This window comes from Staphylococcus sp. EG-SA-18 (assembly GCF_017151825.1).
In the GTDB taxonomy this organism is placed as follows: Bacteria; Bacillota; Bacilli; order Staphylococcales; family Staphylococcaceae; genus Staphylococcus; species Staphylococcus aureus.
Window position 1 is genome coordinate 59,824 of the sequence record NZ_JACYVY010000004.1, and the last position, 20,756, is coordinate 80,579.

Sequence of the window (20,756 nt, forward strand, 5' to 3'; positions counted from 1 at the left end):
AGCTAGTGCTATTTATTTTTTTATTTTCGCAAAAAATTTAACAAAATATCTTAACATCCCTATAAATCCCCACAAAAAAGGGTAAATCCGAACGTCAAATTTCATCTCTTTATGCCAATCAACGATCGATTTACCTTTTTAAATTTAAAATGTATCTGTAATACTCTTAGCAATATTTGTATATGCTGCATCTTCCATAGGTGGATTGTGTAATCCTGCACGCATGTCACGATAGTAACGTTGTAATGGTCGATTCATTTCTAAGCTTTTAGCACCAACTATTCTCATCGCTAAATCAATCACTTCAAGCCCTTGATTCATTACCATCACTTTACTCGCACTTGTTGAATTTCTTATCTGACTGTCATCTTTATATTGTTGATAGCCTTTTGCTGTACTCCATAAAAATTGTCTCGCACATAACAATAGCGTTTCCATTTTCCCTAAATTTTGTTGCACAGTTGGCAATGTTGCAATCGTTCCTTCAATACTATTAGGGCTATGTTGGATTGCAAAGTCTACAGCATAATTTCTAGCAGCTTGTGCTATACCTAAATAACAGCTTGGTATATGCAATATCCAACCATTTGGCGCTTTACTTTTCTCTGTTTCCACTAAATGTTTTAATGGTACTTTTACATCATTTAATATTAAATCATGACTTTCTGTCGCTCGCATACCTAATACGTCCCAATTATCGGCAATTTCAACACCAGGCAAATTCCTGTCCACTAAGAAAAAACCAACACCTTCTAATTCTTCTATATAAGCAGCAACAATAATATGTGTTAGTGCTTTACTCATTGATGTATATGTCTTCACACCATTTAAAATATACCCATCATCAGCTTTAACAGCATGTGTACTTGGTCTTCCCCCTCTTGTTGGACTACCCATTTCAGCTTCACTAACTGCTCTATTAACTAATGCACCATTATTAATTTCAACAGCAAATTGCTCCAACATATCTTGAGACCATAATTTCTGTTCATAAATTTGTCCTACGACACTCACATGCCAACCAATAGATAATGCTGTGGCACCATCAAGTTCGCCTAAAAATGATTGCAAAATAACCATGTCTTCTATGGTCGCACCTTCACCACCATATGCTTTTGGTAACGTTAATTTTCCATAACCTTCTTTAATTAACCATTCAATATTTTTATATGGAAATTGGCTATGTTGATCATTATATTCAGCTTTAGCCTTAAATGTATCTCTAATTACTTTGAATTTTTCAATCCATTTTCTTTGAATTTCCGTTGTTATTAAAAAGGAATTATCCATATCATTCATATTAGTCACCCCACACAACACACAATATAAATTATTTATTCCTAGTTTAACACTCGACTTTAAAAATAAAAAGGAACGTGCTGTGAACAATTAAAAGAAAACTGATAATTCGATTAAGTATGCACTTAATTTTATCCATAAAAATACACCTTAAACTATACAATTCGCTGTATAGTTTAAGGTGATATTCAAACAATATTAGGTTTGATTTAACTATCAAGCATCTACTTTGTCATGTTTAATACCAGCAAATAATAAAATCCATGTCACAATAATAAATGGCAATGTTAATGCAGGTAAGCCAAACGGTTCAAGCAATGTTGTTGTACCTAGTTGCACCACTACTGTTAATAACACACCTAAAAAAGTCGAAATATAAGGGTTAATCGCTGTTTTAAATGTATATCCTAGTGCGATTGCCATTAATACAAAGTTATAACCGAATAATCCCTGATTAATATCATCATAATTACCACCTAATAGAGCTACAATGATAAAGCTTAACAAACTAGCTATAACAGCTAAGAGTGCTGCTTTTCTTGATGCTATCAATATGCCGATTAAAATACATACGCCACCAATTACACTCGCTTCGATAAATACTTGACTGAATCCTTCAAATAATGACTGAATGAAATGTATTCTATCATTGTTGCTAAAATTAACCGTTTCAATGTTTTGAGGCATTAACTTTAACGATGTATCTACAAATTTAACCTGTCCTGAAAGTAAAATTGTAAACCAAGTCACAATGACAAAAGGCATCGTCAGCATCGGAACTTTATATGGTCTTAAAACTTCTCTCACTGCAGCAGCAACTGGTAACGTTAATAAAGTTGCTATCATTGTTATAACAATATCTAATCCTGACTTATCTAAAAAGATTGTTAACGCAATGGCAGTTAACACTGGATTAAATCCGGCTAACCCATCATTAATCTCTGCTTCACTATAATTAATGTAACGTGCAAATGCATAAGCTATGATACTACCTACAATAGCCGCTAATCCAATTGTCCAATCGGCTACAAATAATCCTATTAAGATAAATAATCCTGTCCATTTATTACTAATTAACACAACCTGAGAAATATTTTTCAAAAGTACATCTATTATCTTCAAATCTTTCACCTTTCCTTTGAATCATTACTCATTAATATACTACTATTCTATGAAAAGTTATATTAAAAACTATTTTGGTTTTTACATAAATATATTCCACTATTTGTTTTCGATTAGATTGTTTGCTTCAATTTCGGATATGCTAAAAATATAATTTTCTAATTACACATTGAACTTTGTATATTACTTGTTTATCACAACAATTAGGATTAATATAAATTTTGTAAATTGTATCTAATATGAAATTGGGGGTTTTAATTTGCATTTTACACAACGAGAGCAAGACAAATTAATGATTGTAGTGGCGGCGGAAGTTGCACGTCGTCGTAAAGCACGTGGTTTGAAACTAAATCATCCTGAGGCATTAGCTTTAATCAGCGATGAATTATTAGAAGGTGCACGCGATGGTAAGACCGTTGCAGAGTTAATGAGTTATGGTAGACAAATTCTAAACAAAGAAGATGTCATGGATGGTGTCGAACACATGATTACAGATATCGAAATCGAGGCTACGTTCCCCGATGGTACTAAGTTAATCACAGTACATCACCCTATTGTTTAAAGGAGGCAGTCAAATGATACCTGGAGAAATTATTACAAAAAGTACAGAGGTTGAAATTAATAACCATCATCCTGAAACAGTTATCGAAGTTGAAAATACAGGAGATCGACCAATTCAAGTGGGCTCACATTTTCATTTTTATGAAGCAAATGCAGCATTAGATTTCGAACGTGAAATGGCATATGGAAAACATTTAGATATCCCAGCTGGAGCAGCTGTCCGATTTGAACCTGGGGATAAAAAAGAAGTTCAATTAGTTGAATATGCTGGCAAACGTAAAATTTTTGGTTTTCGTGGTATGGTCAATGGTCCTATCGATGAGTCACGTGTCTATCGCCCAACTGATGAAAATGATGAATATGCAGGTGTATTCGGAGATAACGGTGCTGAAAACGTGAATAAAAAAGGAGGAAAAAGATCATGAGCTTTAAAATGACGCAAAATCAATATACGAGCTTATACGGTCCAACTGTTGGAGATTCCATTCGTTTAGGTGATACGAATCTATTTGCTCAAATAGAAAAAGACTATGCGGTTTATGGTGAAGAAGCTACTTTTGGTGGTGGTAAATCTATTAGAGACGGTATGGCGCAAAATCCTCGTGTAACACGTGATGACGTGAACGTTGCAGACCTTGTCATTTCTAATGCCGTTATTATCGATTACGATAAAGTGGTTAAAGCTGATATAGGCATTAAAAATGGTTATATTTTCGCCATAGGTAATGCCGGCAACCCAGATATAATGGATAATGTCGACATTATTATAGGTTCAACAACAGATATCATTGCCGCTGAAGGTAAAATCGTCACTGCTGGTGGTATTGATACTCATGTTCATTTTATTAATCCTGAACAAGCAGAGGTCGCATTAGAAAGTGGCATTACGACTCATATTGGTGGTGGTACTGGTGCTTCAGAAGGTTCTAAAGCAACAACTGTAACTCCAGGTCCATGGCATATTCATAGAATGTTAGAAGCTGCCGAAGGTTTACCGATTAATGTCGGTTTTACAGGTAAAGGACAAGCAACAAATCCAACTGCACTCATTGAACAAATCAATGCCGGAGCAATTGGATTAAAAGTACATGAAGACTGGGGTGCAACACCATCTGCTTTGAGTCATGCATTAGATGTTGCTGATGAATTTGATGTTCAAATTGCATTACATGCAGATACTTTAAATGAAGCAGGATTTATGGAAGACACAATGGCTGCTGTTAAAGACCGTGTACTTCATATGTACCATACTGAAGGTGCTGGTGGCGGTCATGCGCCTGATTTAATTAAATCAGCTGCATTTTCAAATATTTTACCTTCATCTACAAATCCAACTTTGCCTTATACACATAATACTGTAGATGAACATTTAGATATGGTAATGATTACTCACCATTTAAATGCGGCTATTCCTGAAGATATCGCATTCGCAGATTCACGTATTCGTAAAGAAACGATTGCAGCAGAAGATGTTCTGCAAGATATGGGTGTATTCAGTATGATTAGTTCCGATTCACAAGCAATGGGCCGTGTAGGTGAAGTAATTACACGAACATGGCAAGTAGCACATCGCATGAAAGAACAACGTGGTCCTTTAGATGGTGATTTTGAACATAATGATAATAATCGCATCAAACGTTATATCGCTAAATATACAATTAACCCAGCAATTACACATGGTATTTCTGAATATGTAGGATCTATCGAGCCGGGCAAACTAGCTGACATTGTCTTATGGGACCCAATTTTCTTTGGGGTTAAACCTGAATTAGTTGTAAAGGGCGGATTAATTAACTCTGCCGTAAATGGCGATGCAAATGGTTCTATACCTACATCTGAACCGATGAAGTACCGTAAAATGTATGGTCAATACGGCGGAAACCTTACAAGTACGTCAATGACATTCGTGTCTAAAACTGCTTATGAAAATGGTATCAATCGTGCATTAAATTTAAAACGCATGGTGCGTCCAGTTAAAAATATTAGACAATTATCTAAAGCAGATATGAAAAATAACAGCGCAACACCTAAATTAGACGTTGATCCACAAACATATGAAGTATATGTAGATGGAGAAAAAATTACAAGTAATGCAGCAACTGAGTTACCATTAACTCAAAGATACTTCTTATTCTAGGAGGAACATAGAATGATTGTTGAAGAAATCCAAGGCAATATTGCCAATTTGTCAAATTCAGAAAAACAAAAGCACGTCGAAAAAGTATACCTTGAAAATTCAGATCTTGTTAAACGTATTCAAAGAGTCGTTACAGACCATGGCACTGAAATAGGCATTCGTTTAAAACAACCTATTGACTTACAATATGGAGATATTTTATACGCAGATGACCATAATATGATTATTGTGGATGTTAATTCAGAAGATCTTTTAGTGATTCAACCAAGAACATTGCAAGAAATGGGAGATATAGCCCATCAATTAGGAAATCGTCATTTGCCAGCACAATTTACAGAGACTGAAATGCTAGTACAATATGATTATTTAGTTGAAGATTTATTAAAAAGTTTAGGCATCCCATATGTTCGAGAAGACCGTAAAGTTAATAAGGCTTTCAGACATATAGGGCATTCTCATGATTGATCATACACACTTAAGATTATTTCAGTTCTGTGATTCACAGTTTCCAACAGGTGCTTTCAGTCATTCATTTGGTCTTGAAACATATATTCAACGAAATATAATTCATGACGATCATACTTTTATTGCTTGGTTAAAAATGTTTTTACAAGAGCAACTTACCTATTCTGATGGTTTAGCCATGCGTTTAGTTTATGATGCATTGGAAAATGATGATACACAAAAAGTATTACACATAGATAAACTGATGTTTGTTCAAAACTTACCTAAAGAAACACGTGTTGGTGCAAAACAAATGGGGACTCGCATGGTTAAATTGGCTTTAGAACTTTATAATAGCCCATGGATTGCTTGGTATCATCAACAAATGCAAGATAAGAAAGCAAAGTTAAATCCAGCTATTTGTTTTACTATGCTAGGCCATCATTTAGGTGTAGATATTGAAACGATTATTGATTACTATTTATATCAAAATGTTTCAAGTTTAACTCAAAATGCTGTTCGTGCTATTCCACTTGGACAAACTGCTGGTCAAAAGATAGTTACTCACATGATTCCTTATATAGAAGGAACAAGAAAGCAGATTTTCGAATTAAAAGAAGCAGATTTTGGCATGACAGCGCCTGGTTTAGAACTAAATCAAATGGCGCATGAGAACGTCAATGTTAGAATTTTCATATCATAGGAGGTTATAATTGTGGCAAATCCGATTAAAATTGGTATTGGTGGTCCTGTAGGTGCAGGTAAAACACAATTAATTGAAAAAGTTGTAAAACGTCTTTCAAAAGAAATGAGTATCGGCGTTATTACAAATGATATATATACAAAAGAAGACGAAAAGATATTAGTAAATTCAGGAGTTCTACCTGAAAGTCGTATCATTGGTGTTGAAACTGGTGGATGTCCTCATACTGCGATTCGTGAAGATGCATCTATGAACTTTGCAGCAATAGACGAATTATTAGAACGTCATGACGATATAGAACTAATTTTCATAGAATCTGGTGGCGATAACTTAGCAGCAACATTTAGCCCAGAACTTGTTGACTTTTCAATATATATTATCGATGTTGCTCAAGGTGAAAAGATTCCACGTAAAGGTGGTCAAGGTATGATTAAGTCAGATTTCTTTATAATTAACAAAACTGATTTAGCTCCCTATGTAGGTGCATCATTAGAACAAATGGCTGAAGATACTAAAGTATTTCGTGGTAAACGTCCATTTACTTTTACTAACTTAAAAACTGACGAAGGTTTGGATGAAGTTATCGATTGGATTGAACGCGACACTTTACTCAAAGGATTATCATAATGGATGAACAACAATGGACTGGGCAACTTGATTTAACAGTGTTTTTTGATGGCAACCGATCAGTATCAAGAGATATTTTCTTTGAAAAAGCACTTAAAGTGATACGTCCAGTTTATCTAAATCAATCTACCATTCCTACATTTTATATAGTAAATGTAGGTGGTGGTTATTTAGATGGAGATCGTTACCGTATGAATGTGAATGTCGAAGATAACGCTAAAGTGACATTGACATCTCAAGGTGCAACAAAAATATACAAGACACCTTCCAATCATGTTGAGCAGTATCAAACTTTTAATTTGAAAGATAACGCATATTTAGAATATGTCGCTGATCCAATCATCGCATATGAAAATGCTAAATTTTATCAACACAATACGTTCAATCTCAATAATTCTAGTTCATTATTTTATACTGATATTTTAACTCCTGGTTATTCAAAAACTGGCGAAGCCTTCAAGTATCAATATATGCATTTAATAAATGAAATTTATATTGAAGATGAGTTAGTCACATATGATAATTTATTATTGAATCCTAATAAACAATCGATCAATGAAATAGGTTATATGGAACATTACTCTCATTACGGCTCTGCTTACTTCATACATGAAGATGTTAACCAAAAACTAATCGATTCAGTTTATGAAACCATTAGTTCTTATAGCAATACATTCGATTGTCGTGTTGCTATTTCTCAATTGCCTACACATGGTTTTGCAGTTAGAATTTTTGCTTATCGCACACAAATTATAGAGAAAATACTTGGAATCATCCAAAGCTATATCGCAGAAAATATTTATGATCGTAAACTTGATTTTCTAAGAAAATATTAAAATAAAAAGACTAGTGTACCTTGTTTCAAGCTTAATAAGCTGAAATAAGGTATGGCTAGTCTTTAACTTTAATTAAAGCATCTTCAATATTTAAATTTTAAGTTAATTTTATGTCCCAATGCTGAATAAATAACTTCGTTTTAATAAATTGTTATCGTTCAATGTTATTAAACGCAATTAACCTTGATTTAATTTTTAATGTATTCTTCTAATTCTGAAATCAGTTTTTGAATATTTGCTTTTTGTGTATCTGTAACATAAACAATAACTGTTCTTTCGTCTTGTAAACTTCTTTTCTTTGATAACAATTTTAAATCTTTTAGCTTTTGTAAAGCTTTAGTTAAATAGTAAGGTTTGAACTCTGAGCACTTAGCAATCTCTTTAGATGAGATTTCGTTAGACTCACTTCTTAAAATATGATTTAAAATATAAATTTCTTCATAGTTCAAATTGAACTTCTTTTTTGTATCTCTGAAAAACTTCTTAACTTGAAATGTTGCGTTGACTAAATCATTAATGTCATTAATTTTACTCATTATTAAACCACTCCTCTGATGCACATCTTGTTGTAGCAAGGTTCACATGTAATTTATTAAATCGAAACTCTATCCAACTATGTTATAAAGTTCATTCTAAACAAATAAGTATAAAAATTCAATATTTTTATTACTAGAATATGGTTAAATACATTTATTTCTTATAATAATTTGATGTTTAAGATATTTTGCCAAATTGAAAATTATTAGTCTGAATATTTTGTATCTTAACTGATATGTAAACTTTTAAAATTTTAATCTATATCAACGTGTTTGATTTGATATTTTTTATATTAATTGGATGGCTTGCTCACAAAATTTATAAAATATAAAAAAAGAAGAGCTTTAAATCATAACGCATGCCATTTATCTTTAAATGCAATGAGTTATCATTCAAACTCTTCTTATCAACCTACATACATTGACATTATACTATCATATGTTGTTTTACATATTCAACAAACATTTCAACGTTATCACTTTTAATATCATGCATTGGGACATTACCAATATTAAATTTGAACATTATAGTTTGACCATCATAATCTATCTTCTCTATTTCATTATAACTAATACTTCTATAATAAAATTGGCCATTCATATCTACATTCATAATTAATCTTTCATTTGTTGCTATAAATGCCCCTTCAAATTCATTCTCACCTTGAACTTTATACTCAATTATTCCTAGCACTGACGGACCCTTTTTTTCAGTTGGAAATAAATCATTTGGATTCACATTATCTAAAATCATAATATCCCTCCCACTTAAAACTATAAACTATTCTTCATAGGTATGTGAAATACAAGTGATTAACTATTTATTATTAAGCTTAACTTGTATTCCCTTTTCAAGATAATTATAACATGCTTGAATAAGCATAGTGACTTTAGAAAACTTTTCTCGCTTGATTGTTACAATAACACGCCTTTCATCTAATTCACATCTCTCTTTTTTAACTAATCCCTTCAAAATTAAACACTTTAAAATCGGGCTAACCGCAAATATCGGGTGATGGAATTCACCCTGTAATTCTTTAACCGTCAATTGACCTTTATGCAGATTTAATATTCCTAAAACGTATAACTCTTCTAATGTTAATTGACACATATTTAAATAACACTTTAGATTTCGAAATAATTCTTGTGACGACAATAAATACGATACATAGTCACAACTAAAATCAAATGTATATTGACCAAAATAACGTTCAATATAGTCACTAAGCTCATTATTCATATATTCTATTTTATCTATATGCATTTTATTAATCGAAATAGTCAATTTACGTTGATCCCTTTGATCTCTTCCTTTCAATAGCCATTGATGATTGTTTAAATAACTTAACATTTGAAGAAGGGCCATCTTAGATTGGATTTCTTTCATTTTTAATAAACTATCTATTGAAGCGCTATTGGAATCAGAATTATCATATTTAACTAATAGATTTAATAGTTTCACTTGAGTCAAAGTGAGATGAAATGAATATTTCAACATATCATTAATGACTTTCAACATTAGTATGTGTGCAGTTAAACGCTTAACTTTAAATTTAGACATCTTTAAAAACCTCTCTTAAACCATGCCTATATCTCAAGATGATATTTCAAATGAACAATACTATTGCTTGAGACCATTAATGAATGATCATAAATATTTCTTTCTATAAAATTAGCTTTCCAATAACTGTGTTGTTGCATAATATCATTCACAAGTACACCATTTTCGGAAGTATGATTATCTTTATCTATACTTAAAACAATTTGTTTAGTTTTAGCATGGCTAAATTGTTGAAGACCCTTACACGATAAACGTATAGCGTCTGAATTCTCATTTAACAATGCGGCTGGCAAACAAATGACACATTGTACTTCATGTTTGAACTTCGTTACAATCATCGTGTCATTTTGATAAATAACAATCCCTCGTAATTGATTAAGTATATTTATGATAAAAATGAATATTGATAATCTAGTTAAATTTATTTCTTTGCTCGCTTCACTTATAATTGACATGTGCATAATAAGTCCTCGAAATTTTGTATAATTTGTCAAAAGTTCAGTAACCTTATTAAAATCAGACATTGTGATTTTTTCTTTTAAGTCATTATTCTCATTAATCAAATCTACATCACATATAATTTTAGAACATGCAATAGACACCTGTTCTATTTGTCTTAGCGGTAAGATAAAATAGTCTATTAGATGATCAATTTCTTTATCATAGCGCGTATTCAACTCTTTTGGTTCCAGATGATATATTAATTCAAATACTCCTATATAATTATCTATTAAACGTTTCAGTTTTTGAATTGCAGTAGTATTTAAGTCGTTAATTAAAAATGCAATCTTACATCTATTACTCTCAAAAGTCATATTAAAAATTGTAGCTACTAGCTTTTCTATCTTGCCTCTTTCAGTACTCGTTAACAATTCCTTATATTCATGTTTAATACGAAATACTACATTTACATTGTAATTCACTATCTTTTGAAGTAATAAAGTGATTTGTTCAATCGATAGCTCATTGCTTGTGTCGATTGTAACAATTATATGCAAGTTTTCAGGATTAACACCTAATCTTTGAATGATTTGTTTAATAGTATAATAATCCATCCAATAAAAATTACTTCCTTTAATATAAATGTTTTTAGGTTGATACATTTGACTCCTTTTTGTAGGCTCAAAAGGTATATCAATCTCGCGCATACTTGAAGAACTTTGATTAGTATCATCAAATAATTCAATTATATTTTTATCAATTTCAACTAATTGGGAATGGTTAATTGAATGAGATGTTGGACTATATCTTTTTCTAATTAATTTAGGAGTGTTACCATACGTTTCTTTAAAGAGGTGTATAAAACGAGAATAATGATTAAAACCATGACTACTTGCGATTTCTTCAATAGGCTTCTTAGAAGTTAAAATATCAATTAAGCAATGCTCCAGTCTAATATGATTTAAATATTGAATAAAATTACTATAAGGTGTCGCTTTAACCATGTCACTTAAAGCTTTGTTTGTAATACTAACTTGATTAATGACATCTTTCCTATTTATCTTTTTATGGTGGTTGTTTGTTAAATAATCGTGCACTTCTTCGGCTACTAAATGACGACTACCATCGTATGTATTTAATGACATTAATTCAACACACATGTAATTAATAATCTTATCATTAGCATTATAAGACTGTTGTTTAATTTTGCTGTAGATTAAATACTTAATCAAGATTCTAAAAGTGCTAGCAACCTCATTTGTTAATATCTTGCCACGCATCATATAGTTTGCATTCATAAACTTCAAAAATGTCTTTGCACTTACTTCAACAACACAACATACACTATCATCATGACCATCAATTTGATACAAATCATTCAACATAATAACGGTGACATCATTTCTTTTTACATCATATTGTTGTAGATTGATTGAAACTACACCTGTACCTTGTAGCCAATATATAATTTTTAAGTTCGCTTCCTTCACACTACTCATTTTCATACTTTTATAAATATGTAGTGAATAATTATCTGTCATCTTACATCCTCACATATACAAATATATTGATTTACTCCTGTTTGTCTTTCTCAAATCAATTGTCAACATCTAATATTCACTACCAATTATATCGCCACATGTTTTTTAGCAGTAACAAAACATAAATCGATTATATCAAATAATACTTTTATTAAAACATTTTTTTATGCTAAATTAGGATATTTTATCCATTAAATATACATTTTCATCCAAATACCAAAGCTTTCATAATCATAGAAACTTGATCGTTCGTGTCGAATTTTTATGCATTTTCTGATTAAAAGTCCTATATTATGCACAAAATATACATTTAGAATTTTCAGTAATATTACAAATTTGTAACAGACTTATTTTCGAAACATTCAGTTTTCACAAAGAATGCCGTAGTTATAAGTTTTGCAAAATGCAAATTTCTATACTTTTAAAATTCTATTGTGTCAAGATATTAGCAAAAAATTACAAAACGTTAACAAAGCACACAAGGACGCTAATTTCTGTTATAGTCTTTCTTGTCGTTTAATTACGAGAGATAACTTATAACATTAATTTTGTCACACGGACATTACGAAAATATTTTAGATTTAAAATTTTTAGGAGGATATTTTTAAAATGAAGAAAATCGCTACAGCTACTATCGCAACTGCAGGATTCGCTACAATCGCAATTGCATCAGGAAATCAAGCTCATGCTTCTGAGCAAGATAACTACGGTTATAATCCAAACGACCCAACATCATATAGCTATACTTACACTATTGATGCACAAGGTAACTACCATTACACATGGAAAGGTAACTGGCATCCAAGTCAATTAAACCAAGATAATGGCTACTACAGCTATTACTACTACAATGGCTACAATAACTATAACTACAACAATTACAACAATGGTTATAGCTACAATAATTACAGCCGTTACAACAACTACTCAAATAATAATCAATCATATAACTACAATAACTATAATAGTTACAACACAAACAGCTACCGTACTGGTGGTTTAGGTGCAAGCTACAGCACTTCAAGCAACAATGTTCAAGTAACTACAACTATGGCTCCATCATCAAATGGCCGTTCAATCTCAAGTGGTTATACTTCAGGACGTAACTTATACACTTCTGGTCAATGTACATACTACGTATTTGATCGTGTAGGTGGTAAAATCGGTTCAACTTGGGGCAATGCAAGTAACTGGGCTAACGCAGCTGCAAGAGCTGGTTACACAGTGAACAATACACCAAAAGCTGGTGCAATTATGCAAACAACTCAAGGTGCATACGGTCACGTTGCATACGTTGAAAGTGTTAACAGCAATGGTTCAGTAAGAGTTTCAGAAATGAACTATGGTTATGGCCCAGGTGTTGTAACTTCACGTACAATCTCAGCTAGCCAAGCTGCTGGTTATAACTTCATTCACTAATTAGTGATGGCTATGTTTACGCCAACAAGGTTTCAAGAGCCTTGTTGGCTTTTTTAATTTCTATGAAAAAAATCGAATTGGTAAAAATCTCAAAATTTCGATTTTCACCAATCCGATTCACTCTGTAATAAAGAATAAACAACATACAGCCATTGACACACCCAAATTTAGGCATGTCAAATCGGCTATACATTGATAAATTTTTAGTTAAAGTACTTACAAATATACTTGCCTTCAAATTCTCAATTAATTTAGTCATTACAAATCATGACATAAAACTTACATTACATATATCAACATGTTCCGCTACAAAACATATTCAGTATATGTATAGAGGATATTTATTCTAAGTTAAAACCTTTTCAAACTATAACCGCTACAATTATAAATGATTAAAGTGTTTCAACATATTATATATATTCCACGCTCACATTAAGTTAAACGTGAATTCGATGACTTTTTAATACCTATCCCTGTAAAACCATAGATAATTGCTATAATTGCGCATAAATAACATGGTACTGTCCATATGAAAAATTCTTCAACAGAGACATGAAGTTGATTCGTATAGTAAATACCTGATGTTCCCCATGGTATTAAAGGTAAGACCATCGTACTTGAGTCTTCAAGTGTTCTTGATAAAACGGAACGAGAGACTTGGTATTTTTCGAACAAATCTTTCATTAACACACCGACCATAATAATTACAATCGAAGCAACACCTGCAGCGAATACAAGCGCAATACAACAAATAACAGTAATACATATTAAACTTCCTACAGAATGGATGCCTTTAGAAATAGTAGTTAATAAGACTTCTAAACATCCTGCTTTTTCTACAATACCTGCAAATGCATATCCGCAAAATATCGTTACTAATATTTGGGTCATACTCATCATACCACCCTGTTCTAACAAGCTTTTCACACTGGATGAAATATGAGACTGATGTATCATTAAGTCGTTAAAACCACTAAATGTTGCTTTGAAACCATCTGTCATTTTGAAATGATGATTAAAAGTCCCCACTATAATGGCAGAAAAGCTTGATATTAGCATAGCTGGCACTGTAGCCATTTTAAATAGCAAACAAACAATGATCACAATTAAGGGAACCCAGACCCATATGTTAATTTGATAAATCTGTGCAAGCTCTGATAACAAAGTTTGAATCTGTTTATCATTTGAATGCCCTTTAAATTGAAATCCAGCAATAAACCATACTAATAAACCTATGATTGATGCAGGTATCGTCGTCCACATCATCGAATGTATATGTTTAAATATATTAACTTTAGTAACAAGCGCCGCTAAATTAGTTGTATCTGATAATGGTGACATTTTATCGCCAAACACAGCCCCTGCTATAATAGCACCCGCTGCCATCCCTGGAGGAATCCCCAATTGATTACCAATAGAAATAAGTGCAATCCCTGCAGTTGATGCAGAGCCCCATGCTGTACCAGTTGCTACAGATGTAACAGCACTTATAAAAAAGGCTGATATTAAAAAATAGCTTGGATTCAATAAATCTAAGCCATAATAAATCAAGGCTGGCACTGTGCCAGAAAACATCCAACTGCCTACTATAATTCCTACCGCTAGTATAATTAAAATTGCAGGCATTGCAGTATTTAAACGTTCTGCAATGCCTTTTTCTAAATCTTGCCATGTTAAGCCTACACGTTTTGCAATCCATGTGGCATATGCTGAGGCAATAATTAATAATACTTGAATTGGAATATCAAAAAACACAAAGCCTGTTACAACAACAATAACCATTACAATCATTGTCGAAATTGATTCTAAAAAGGTTGGTTTTCTTGTCATCATCTATCGTCCCCTTCGCTTATTGATGAGAAACCTCTTTTCTTCAATTTATTGCTTTTGCATAATGCTATATCCTTTTCTATCTTCAAGCCATCATTTATTTTAAATATTTTTCTAAATCAAGCTTATCTAAACCAATTTCTTCAACTGTTAAGCCTTCCTCAAAGAAGTCTCTCTCTAAAATGGTTGATGCAATTACAATTACTGCATCTATATTTGGTGTCGGTACATCAATAACACGACCTAAGCTTGACCATAGTACTAAACCATATGCAATATCTTCAGTTAAATATCTGCTTTCTACATGATTTGGTCCTGGAATTTGTGAAAATACTGGGCTTGTATTAAACAAACGATTTAATGGTTCATCTTCTTTATCACGTTCTAAATAACCACGTTCAATACGTGATTCTTTAGCTGTTGATAATTCAAAACCTAATCTACGGCCTAAATTCAAACGTTCTAATTCGATTGCATGAAGTAATCTAACTGTATGTTTAGTAATTCCTTCTTTATATAAAGCGAACTCGCCAGCATAATCAATGCGACCGACATTCAATAATGTTGGTCCTGGATGCACTTCAGGATTACCATTTTCAAGATTTGTTTTAATTAAGCTTTCCTCTTTTACTAAATGATCATAAATACTTGAAACTTTGTCATAACAATCATTTAGACAGCTTCTATCATATGTTGAAAAGAAGATACGACGTACATTTAGAGATAAATCAACTGCTGCATTTTCAAAATCGACACGCGTACCATACGTCAACGTATTAGCTTCCGCTAGTTGTGGTTTTGTTTCAATATGTCTATCTTCTAAAACATTCATAAAACGAATTGACCCCATTGCTGCAGCCATGTTGAAGAATATCAACTGATTATCAGTTACATGCTCTGCCATTACATCAGCATAATACTCTATGTATGAAGATGGAATAATCACTTGAACAATTTCAGCATCTTTTAAAACATATTCCATATCATCACTAATATCAGTGAATTTTACGAAACGTTCATCACCTTCATTATTAAAATCAAATCCGCCCTTTTCGATTGCGTTTTGAAACTTACTTATAGATTGATTACGACAATATAATTTAACATCGTGGCCTTTGCTCACCATATCTACTGCTGCCGTAACTGCGCCATTTCCTGATCCTACAATTGCTATTTTCATAAACAACCCTCTTTCTATCTTTGGTTAAAATTAAAAACAAATTATACGTAAGACAATATAAAAATGATGCGAATTCATTACGCATCATTATAAATGTTAAGTATATATAACCTTAAATTAACCTATTTAAACGCCGACGTCCACCAATTATTTTTATTTTTAATAATTGTTTAATAAACATGTTTATTTTTGATTATATTTTGTTATAGTTAAAGATAATATTACAATTTTCAAAGGAGTGTCTAATATGACAACTGAAATGAACGACGTAACAAATCATCAACCGAATCGCAAATCCAATGATGAGAACATTATGGCGATGCTTATCTATTTATTAAGTTTATTCACATCTATTATTGGTCCACTGATTATATGGTTATTGAAAAAAGATGAATCGAAACTAGTTGATCGTGCTGGAAAAAATTATCTTAACTATACGATTTCTTATATTATTTGGTCTATCGTTTTAGTCGTTATCACTTTAATAGGCGTTTTCCTAATTGCTACCGATATTAGTTTCATTATCATTATAGGTTTCATCATTACATTTATCGGTATTTTATCCATATTCGCTTTCTCAATATTATCTTTTGTATTCACAATTATTGCGTGTGTCAAATATTATAATGGTCAAGAATATGTAATACCTTTAACAATTCGATTTATTTAAACATATTACAAATAAATATTTCCTATTAATTATCTGTTAATCTCATTGTAACTTTGACTAATTTTTATTACAAAATTAGTCAAAGTTTTTTTATTCTTTTACAAATCAATAACATTCCCCACAAGAAGCATTAATTTTGTTAAAGTAACTATTGTCATCAATTCGAGATGTGAGAATAAAACAGTCGCTACGTTTTATTTATAAAAAAAGATATAGAACTTTGGAGGACTTTATTCATGAAAAAATTAGTAACAGCAACTACGTTAACAGCAGGAATCGGCACAGCATTAGTAGGTCAAGCACATCATGCAGATGCTGCTGAAAATTATACAAATTACAACAACTATAACTACAACACGACTCAAACTACAACGACTACAACAACTACGACAACTACATCATCAATTTCACATTCTGGTAACTTATACACTGCAGGACAATGTACTTGGTATGTATATGATAAAGTAGGCGGAGAAATCGGTTCTACTTGGGGAAATGCTAATAATTGGGCTGCTGCTGCACAAGGTGCTGGATTCACAGTAAATCATACACCTTCTAAAGGCGCTATCCTACAATCTTCTGAAGGACCATTTGGTCACGTTGCATATGTAGAAAGTGTAAACAGTGATGGTTCAGTTGCAATTTCAGAAATGAATTATAGTGGCGGACCTTTCTCAGTAAGTTCTAGAACTATTTCTGCAAGTGAAGCAGGTAACTACAACTACATCCATATTTAATATAAACACGATGATACATATTGTCTTGAAACTTAATTCTAGTACATATGTCATCAAAAAACTTTGAGCTTTCCTTTATAGGAGAAGCTCTTTTTTTGCTATTTTTCGTTGCCACCTACTTATTTATATTTCCTCCCATATTCAAAATATTAATTTTTTCTAATACTATTAACTTTAAAACTACGTTATCTAATTTAATTGATCCAGTTTTTCCACATTACAATATTCATAGTTCTACAGTGCCTAAGTTATATCACCTCCATCAAAAGTACGCGCTTACATCATTGATACACAAGACATCATGACATAGTTGTATACTGTCTAATCTTCTACTATACTAAGATAAAAGGAGTGATCTTTTATGGAAAAAGTTTATGTTGCTGGTGCAATACCAGAAGTAGGTTTAAAACTTTTACAAGAACATTTTGAAGTTGAAATGTATGAAGGTAAAGGATTAGTCGATAAAGACACTTTAATTAAAGGTGTTAAAAACGCGACTGCCTTAATTAGTTTATTATCTACAAACGTTGATAAAGATGTTATCGATGCTGGTAAAGACTTAAAAATCATTGCCAACTATGGCGCTGGTTTTAATAATATTGATATCGAGTATGCCCGAGAAAAAAGTATAGATGTTACAAACACACCTAAAGCATCAACAAACGCGACTGCCGATTTAACAATTGGATTAGTACTTGCAGTAGCGCGTCGTATTGTTGAAGGGGACCAATTATCACGTACAACTGGATTTGATGGATGGGCACCTTTATTTTTCAGAGGTAGAGAAGTATCTGGGAAAACAATCGGCATTATCGGTTTAGGTGAAATTGGTAGTGCAGTAGCGCGTCGTGCAAGAGCATTTGACATGGATGTACTATACACAGGACCTAATCGCAAAGAAGAAAAAGAACGAGAAATCGGTGCAAAATATGTAGATTTAGATACACTATTAAAGAATGCAGATTTTATCACTATCAACGCTGCTTATAATCCTAAAATGCATCATTTAATTGATACAGAACAATTTAAAATGATGAAATCTACGGCGTATTTAATCAATGCCTCTCGTGGTCCAATCGTGCACGAACAAGCACTAGTGCAAGCATTGAAAGATAATGAAATTGAAGGTGCTGCACTTGATGTATATGAATTTGAACCAGATATTACCGATGACTTAAAATCACTTAATAATGTAGTATTAACACCGCATATTGGTAATGCTACATTTGAAGCACGTGACATGATGTCTAAAATTGTTGCTAATGCTGCAATTAGTGCCGTTCAAGGTGAGAAACCACAATTTGTCGTTAACTAATAATTGAATTTATTATAAAAACAAGAACCCCCATATGTTGAGCTCTCGTTTCAACATACGGGGGTTTTCATATTGTTGTATTATTTCTCTTTCGATTTATATAAGAATTTAGTTTGTCCAGCTGCTAATGCATTTGGCATCATTTTCATAATACGATTTCTAACTGCAACAACTAAACGACTACGATATTGGGCAATTTTACCGATTTTTCTAGAACGCTTAATTACTTTTGCAGTATGTTTGACACGTATTTTATCATAACGCTGTAATGCTTTTTCAAAGTCGTATGTGTTAAAACAATTTACTAATACGATAGCATCTTCCATTGCTTGTCCAGCACCTTGCCCCATATTAGGCGTTGTCGCATGTGCTGCATCTCCTAGTAAAATAGTACGACCATAAACAAAAGATTTGAGTGGTTTCAAATCATAAATATTATGCAATAAGATACCTGTTTCACTTTGTTTGTCTAAGATCTCTCTAACTTCATTTGGATAGTGATTAAAGTATGCTTGCAAATGAGGTTTACCAAACGAACTATATTTATGATTGTTTTCCTTCGAGTTAATTGTAATGAACCAATATGCTTGATTATTTAATAACGGAACAATACCTACTCTTCCTTTTCTTCCCCAGTATTCTTTTGCACAATCCGGATGCTTTAAATCAATATCATCAATTAAACCTCTAAAGCATGTATACCCTTGATATAATACTTTACTGTCAGCATTTACAGATTGTCTCACTTTAGAATGAATTCCATCAGCACCAATACATAAATCAAATGCTTCACTTTCTTGTTCCGCGAAATGTATGGTAACTTTATCTGTCTCATTATCTATATGCGTGACTTCATGATTTGTAAATATTGCGTCATCTTTTACATAAGATTTAATAATGTCAATTAATGTTTGGCGTGGTAACGTCACATTCAATGTATTACTTTTTAATTTAACAGTAGTTAACAGGCGATCTTTGTCATCTAACACTGTCATTGTAGATAAGATTTGCCCAGCATTTTTAATACCTTTAGCTAAGTCATGATTACCTAGTTTTTTAAGCACATTATCTCCGATACCAATCCCAGCGCCAATTTCTTTAACTGACTCATTTTTTTCAAAGACTTTAATAGTATGACCTTGTTCTTGTAATAATGCAGCAGCTGTTAATCCACCGATGCCTGCACCTATAATTGCTATCTTCATATTGTCACCTCTATATTTTTCATTCTTTTCTATTTTATCACATGCACTATTGTTTAAAAATGACTCTTGGAACTAACGTTTCATTTTTAAGGACTTAAGTGTATTATCTGCACCATTGTATATTACATGCACATTTAGACAGCAATATTCATTTACATCATGTACATTTGTAACAATGATGTGGGAGCTTGGGACATAAATCAATGTCCTAGGGTCTATAATATTATATTGGCAGTATTTGACTGAATGAAAATGCGCTTACAACAAGCTTTTTTCAACTCTAGTCAGGGGCCCCAACACAGAGAATTTCGAAAAGAAATTCTACAGGCAATGCGAGTTGGGGTGGGGGTCCCAACACAGAAGCTGACGAAAAGTCAGCTTACAATAATGTGCAAGTTGGCGGGGCCCCAACATAGAGAAATTGGATTCCCAATTTCTACAGACAATGCAAGTTGGGGTGGGACAACGATAAAGAAATACTTTTTCTATAGAAATTAGTATTTCTTATGCATGAGTTTTACTCATGTATTCCTATTTTTAAGTACACATTAGCTGTGGCTAATGTGTAAGAACCACTACATAATAAATCATT

Annotated in this window: 21 protein-coding genes; 11 read left to right on the forward strand and 10 right to left on the reverse strand. The window is 32.3% G+C overall.

Annotated features, from left to right (window positions below; all coding sequences use genetic code 11):
- Positions 1 to 144 precede the first annotated feature (144 nt).
- A complete protein-coding gene (locus IDG66_RS01635) occupies positions 145 to 1,299 on the reverse strand; it encodes an acyl-CoA dehydrogenase family protein (RefSeq protein ID WP_000999200.1) in 1,155 nt (384 codons plus the stop codon).
- Between the two features lie 216 nt (positions 1,300 to 1,515).
- Positions 1,516 to 2,421 carry an urea transporter gene (yut, locus tag IDG66_RS01640; RefSeq protein ID WP_000691093.1) on the reverse strand — a complete coding sequence of 302 codons (906 nt, stop codon included), beginning with the start codon at positions 2,419 to 2,421 and terminating at the stop codon, positions 1,516 to 1,518.
- A gap of 259 nt (positions 2,422 to 2,680) precedes the next feature.
- Here yut and IDG66_RS01645 point away from each other — a divergent pair, with 259 nt between their 5' ends.
- From IDG66_RS01645 to IDG66_RS01675, 7 genes are read left to right on the forward strand one after another with little or no spacing between them, the layout of a single operon-like run.
- Positions 2,681 to 2,983: an urease subunit gamma gene (locus tag IDG66_RS01645; protein WP_000545928.1), complete on the forward strand. Its 303-nt coding sequence runs from the start codon at positions 2,681 to 2,683 to the stop codon at positions 2,981 to 2,983.
- A gap of 13 nt (positions 2,984 to 2,996) precedes the next feature.
- A complete protein-coding gene (locus IDG66_RS01650) occupies positions 2,997 to 3,407 on the forward strand; it encodes an urease subunit beta (RefSeq protein ID WP_000612128.1) in 411 nt (136 codons plus the stop codon).
- Positions 3,404 to 5,119, forward strand: coding sequence for an urease subunit alpha (gene ureC / locus IDG66_RS01655; RefSeq protein ID WP_000008673.1), 1,716 nt, complete (start codon positions 3,404 to 3,406; stop codon positions 5,117 to 5,119). The genes IDG66_RS01650 and ureC overlap by 4 nt, the downstream gene beginning before the upstream one ends.
- 12 nt (positions 5,120 to 5,131) lie before the next feature.
- Complete coding sequence (gene ureE / locus IDG66_RS01660; protein WP_000634589.1) at positions 5,132 to 5,584, forward strand: urease accessory protein UreE; 453 nt, start codon at positions 5,132 to 5,134, stop codon at positions 5,582 to 5,584.
- Positions 5,577 to 6,266: an urease accessory protein UreF gene (locus tag IDG66_RS01665; protein ID WP_000565255.1), complete on the forward strand. Its 690-nt coding sequence runs from the start codon at positions 5,577 to 5,579 to the stop codon at positions 6,264 to 6,266. Before ureE ends, IDG66_RS01665 begins: the two co-directional genes overlap by 8 nt.
- A 12-nt stretch (positions 6,267 to 6,278) precedes the next feature.
- Positions 6,279 to 6,893, forward strand: coding sequence for an urease accessory protein UreG (gene ureG, locus IDG66_RS01670; protein WP_000002969.1), 615 nt, complete (start codon positions 6,279 to 6,281; stop codon positions 6,891 to 6,893).
- The gene (locus IDG66_RS01675) at positions 6,893 to 7,729 is read left to right on the forward strand and encodes an urease accessory protein UreD (protein ID WP_000344351.1); all 837 of its coding nucleotides are present in this window, start codon (positions 6,893 to 6,895) and stop codon (positions 7,727 to 7,729) included. The genes ureG and IDG66_RS01675 overlap by 1 nt, the downstream gene beginning before the upstream one ends.
- A gap of 188 nt (positions 7,730 to 7,917) precedes the next feature.
- Here IDG66_RS01675 and sarR read toward each other — a convergent pair whose 3' ends face one another.
- The 4 genes from sarR to IDG66_RS01695 form a co-directional block, all read right to left on the reverse strand.
- The gene (sarR, locus tag IDG66_RS01680) at positions 7,918 to 8,265 is read right to left on the reverse strand and encodes an HTH-type transcriptional regulator SarR (protein WP_000036076.1); all 348 of its coding nucleotides are present in this window, start codon (positions 8,263 to 8,265) and stop codon (positions 7,918 to 7,920) included.
- 427 nt (positions 8,266 to 8,692) lie between these two features.
- Positions 8,693 to 9,019, reverse strand: coding sequence for a PH domain-containing protein (locus tag IDG66_RS01685; RefSeq protein ID WP_000599584.1), 327 nt, complete (start codon positions 9,017 to 9,019; stop codon positions 8,693 to 8,695).
- 63 nt (positions 9,020 to 9,082) lie between these two features.
- A complete protein-coding gene (locus IDG66_RS01690) occupies positions 9,083 to 9,826 on the reverse strand; it encodes a SarA family transcriptional regulator (RefSeq protein ID WP_000032852.1) in 744 nt (247 codons plus the stop codon).
- Between the two features lie 26 nt (positions 9,827 to 9,852).
- The gene (locus tag IDG66_RS01695; RefSeq protein ID WP_000131845.1) at positions 9,853 to 11,808 is read right to left on the reverse strand and encodes a helix-turn-helix domain-containing protein; all 1,956 of its coding nucleotides are present in this window, start codon (positions 11,806 to 11,808) and stop codon (positions 9,853 to 9,855) included.
- 609 nt (positions 11,809 to 12,417) lie between these two features.
- Here IDG66_RS01695 and IDG66_RS01700 point away from each other — a divergent pair.
- Positions 12,418 to 13,227 carry a CHAP domain-containing protein gene (locus IDG66_RS01700; RefSeq protein WP_000717388.1) on the forward strand — a complete coding sequence of 270 codons (810 nt, stop codon included), beginning with the start codon at positions 12,418 to 12,420 and terminating at the stop codon, positions 13,225 to 13,227.
- 16 nt (positions 13,228 to 13,243) lie between these two features.
- Here IDG66_RS01700 and IDG66_RS01705 read toward each other — a convergent pair whose 3' ends face one another.
- From IDG66_RS01705 to IDG66_RS01715, 3 genes are all read right to left on the reverse strand, one after another.
- Positions 13,244 to 13,486 carry a hypothetical protein gene (locus IDG66_RS01705; protein ID WP_001789136.1) on the reverse strand — a complete coding sequence of 81 codons (243 nt, stop codon included), beginning with the start codon at positions 13,484 to 13,486 and terminating at the stop codon, positions 13,244 to 13,246.
- A 173-nt stretch (positions 13,487 to 13,659) separates the two neighbouring features.
- Positions 13,660 to 15,060 carry a Na+/H+ antiporter NhaC gene (gene nhaC / locus IDG66_RS01710; protein ID WP_103143710.1) on the reverse strand — a complete coding sequence of 467 codons (1,401 nt, stop codon included), beginning with the start codon at positions 15,058 to 15,060 and terminating at the stop codon, positions 13,660 to 13,662.
- 94 nt (positions 15,061 to 15,154) lie between these two features.
- Positions 15,155 to 16,237, reverse strand: coding sequence for an NAD/NADP-dependent octopine/nopaline dehydrogenase family protein (locus tag IDG66_RS01715; RefSeq protein ID WP_000684567.1), 1,083 nt, complete (start codon positions 16,235 to 16,237; stop codon positions 15,155 to 15,157).
- Positions 16,238 to 16,484: 247 nt separating this feature from the next.
- Between IDG66_RS01715 and IDG66_RS01720 the strand changes: the two genes are divergently transcribed.
- From IDG66_RS01720 to IDG66_RS01730, 3 genes are all read left to right on the forward strand, one after another.
- A complete protein-coding gene (locus IDG66_RS01720) occupies positions 16,485 to 16,907 on the forward strand; it encodes a DUF4870 domain-containing protein (RefSeq protein WP_000206114.1) in 423 nt (140 codons plus the stop codon).
- 236 nt (positions 16,908 to 17,143) lie between these two features.
- Positions 17,144 to 17,644 (forward strand): CHAP domain-containing protein, encoded by a 501-nt coding sequence (locus tag IDG66_RS01725; RefSeq protein ID WP_103143709.1) that lies wholly within the window; start codon positions 17,144 to 17,146, stop codon positions 17,642 to 17,644.
- A gap of 361 nt (positions 17,645 to 18,005) precedes the next feature.
- Positions 18,006 to 18,959 carry a 2-hydroxyacid dehydrogenase family protein gene (locus IDG66_RS01730; RefSeq protein WP_000417016.1) on the forward strand — a complete coding sequence of 318 codons (954 nt, stop codon included), beginning with the start codon at positions 18,006 to 18,008 and terminating at the stop codon, positions 18,957 to 18,959.
- A gap of 80 nt (positions 18,960 to 19,039) precedes the next feature.
- Here the strand turns inward: IDG66_RS01730 and IDG66_RS01735 are convergent, their stop codons facing one another.
- Positions 19,040 to 20,164: an FAD-dependent monooxygenase gene (locus IDG66_RS01735; protein WP_000684143.1), complete on the reverse strand. Its 1,125-nt coding sequence runs from the start codon at positions 20,162 to 20,164 to the stop codon at positions 19,040 to 19,042.
- Positions 20,165 to 20,756 lie beyond the last annotated feature (592 nt).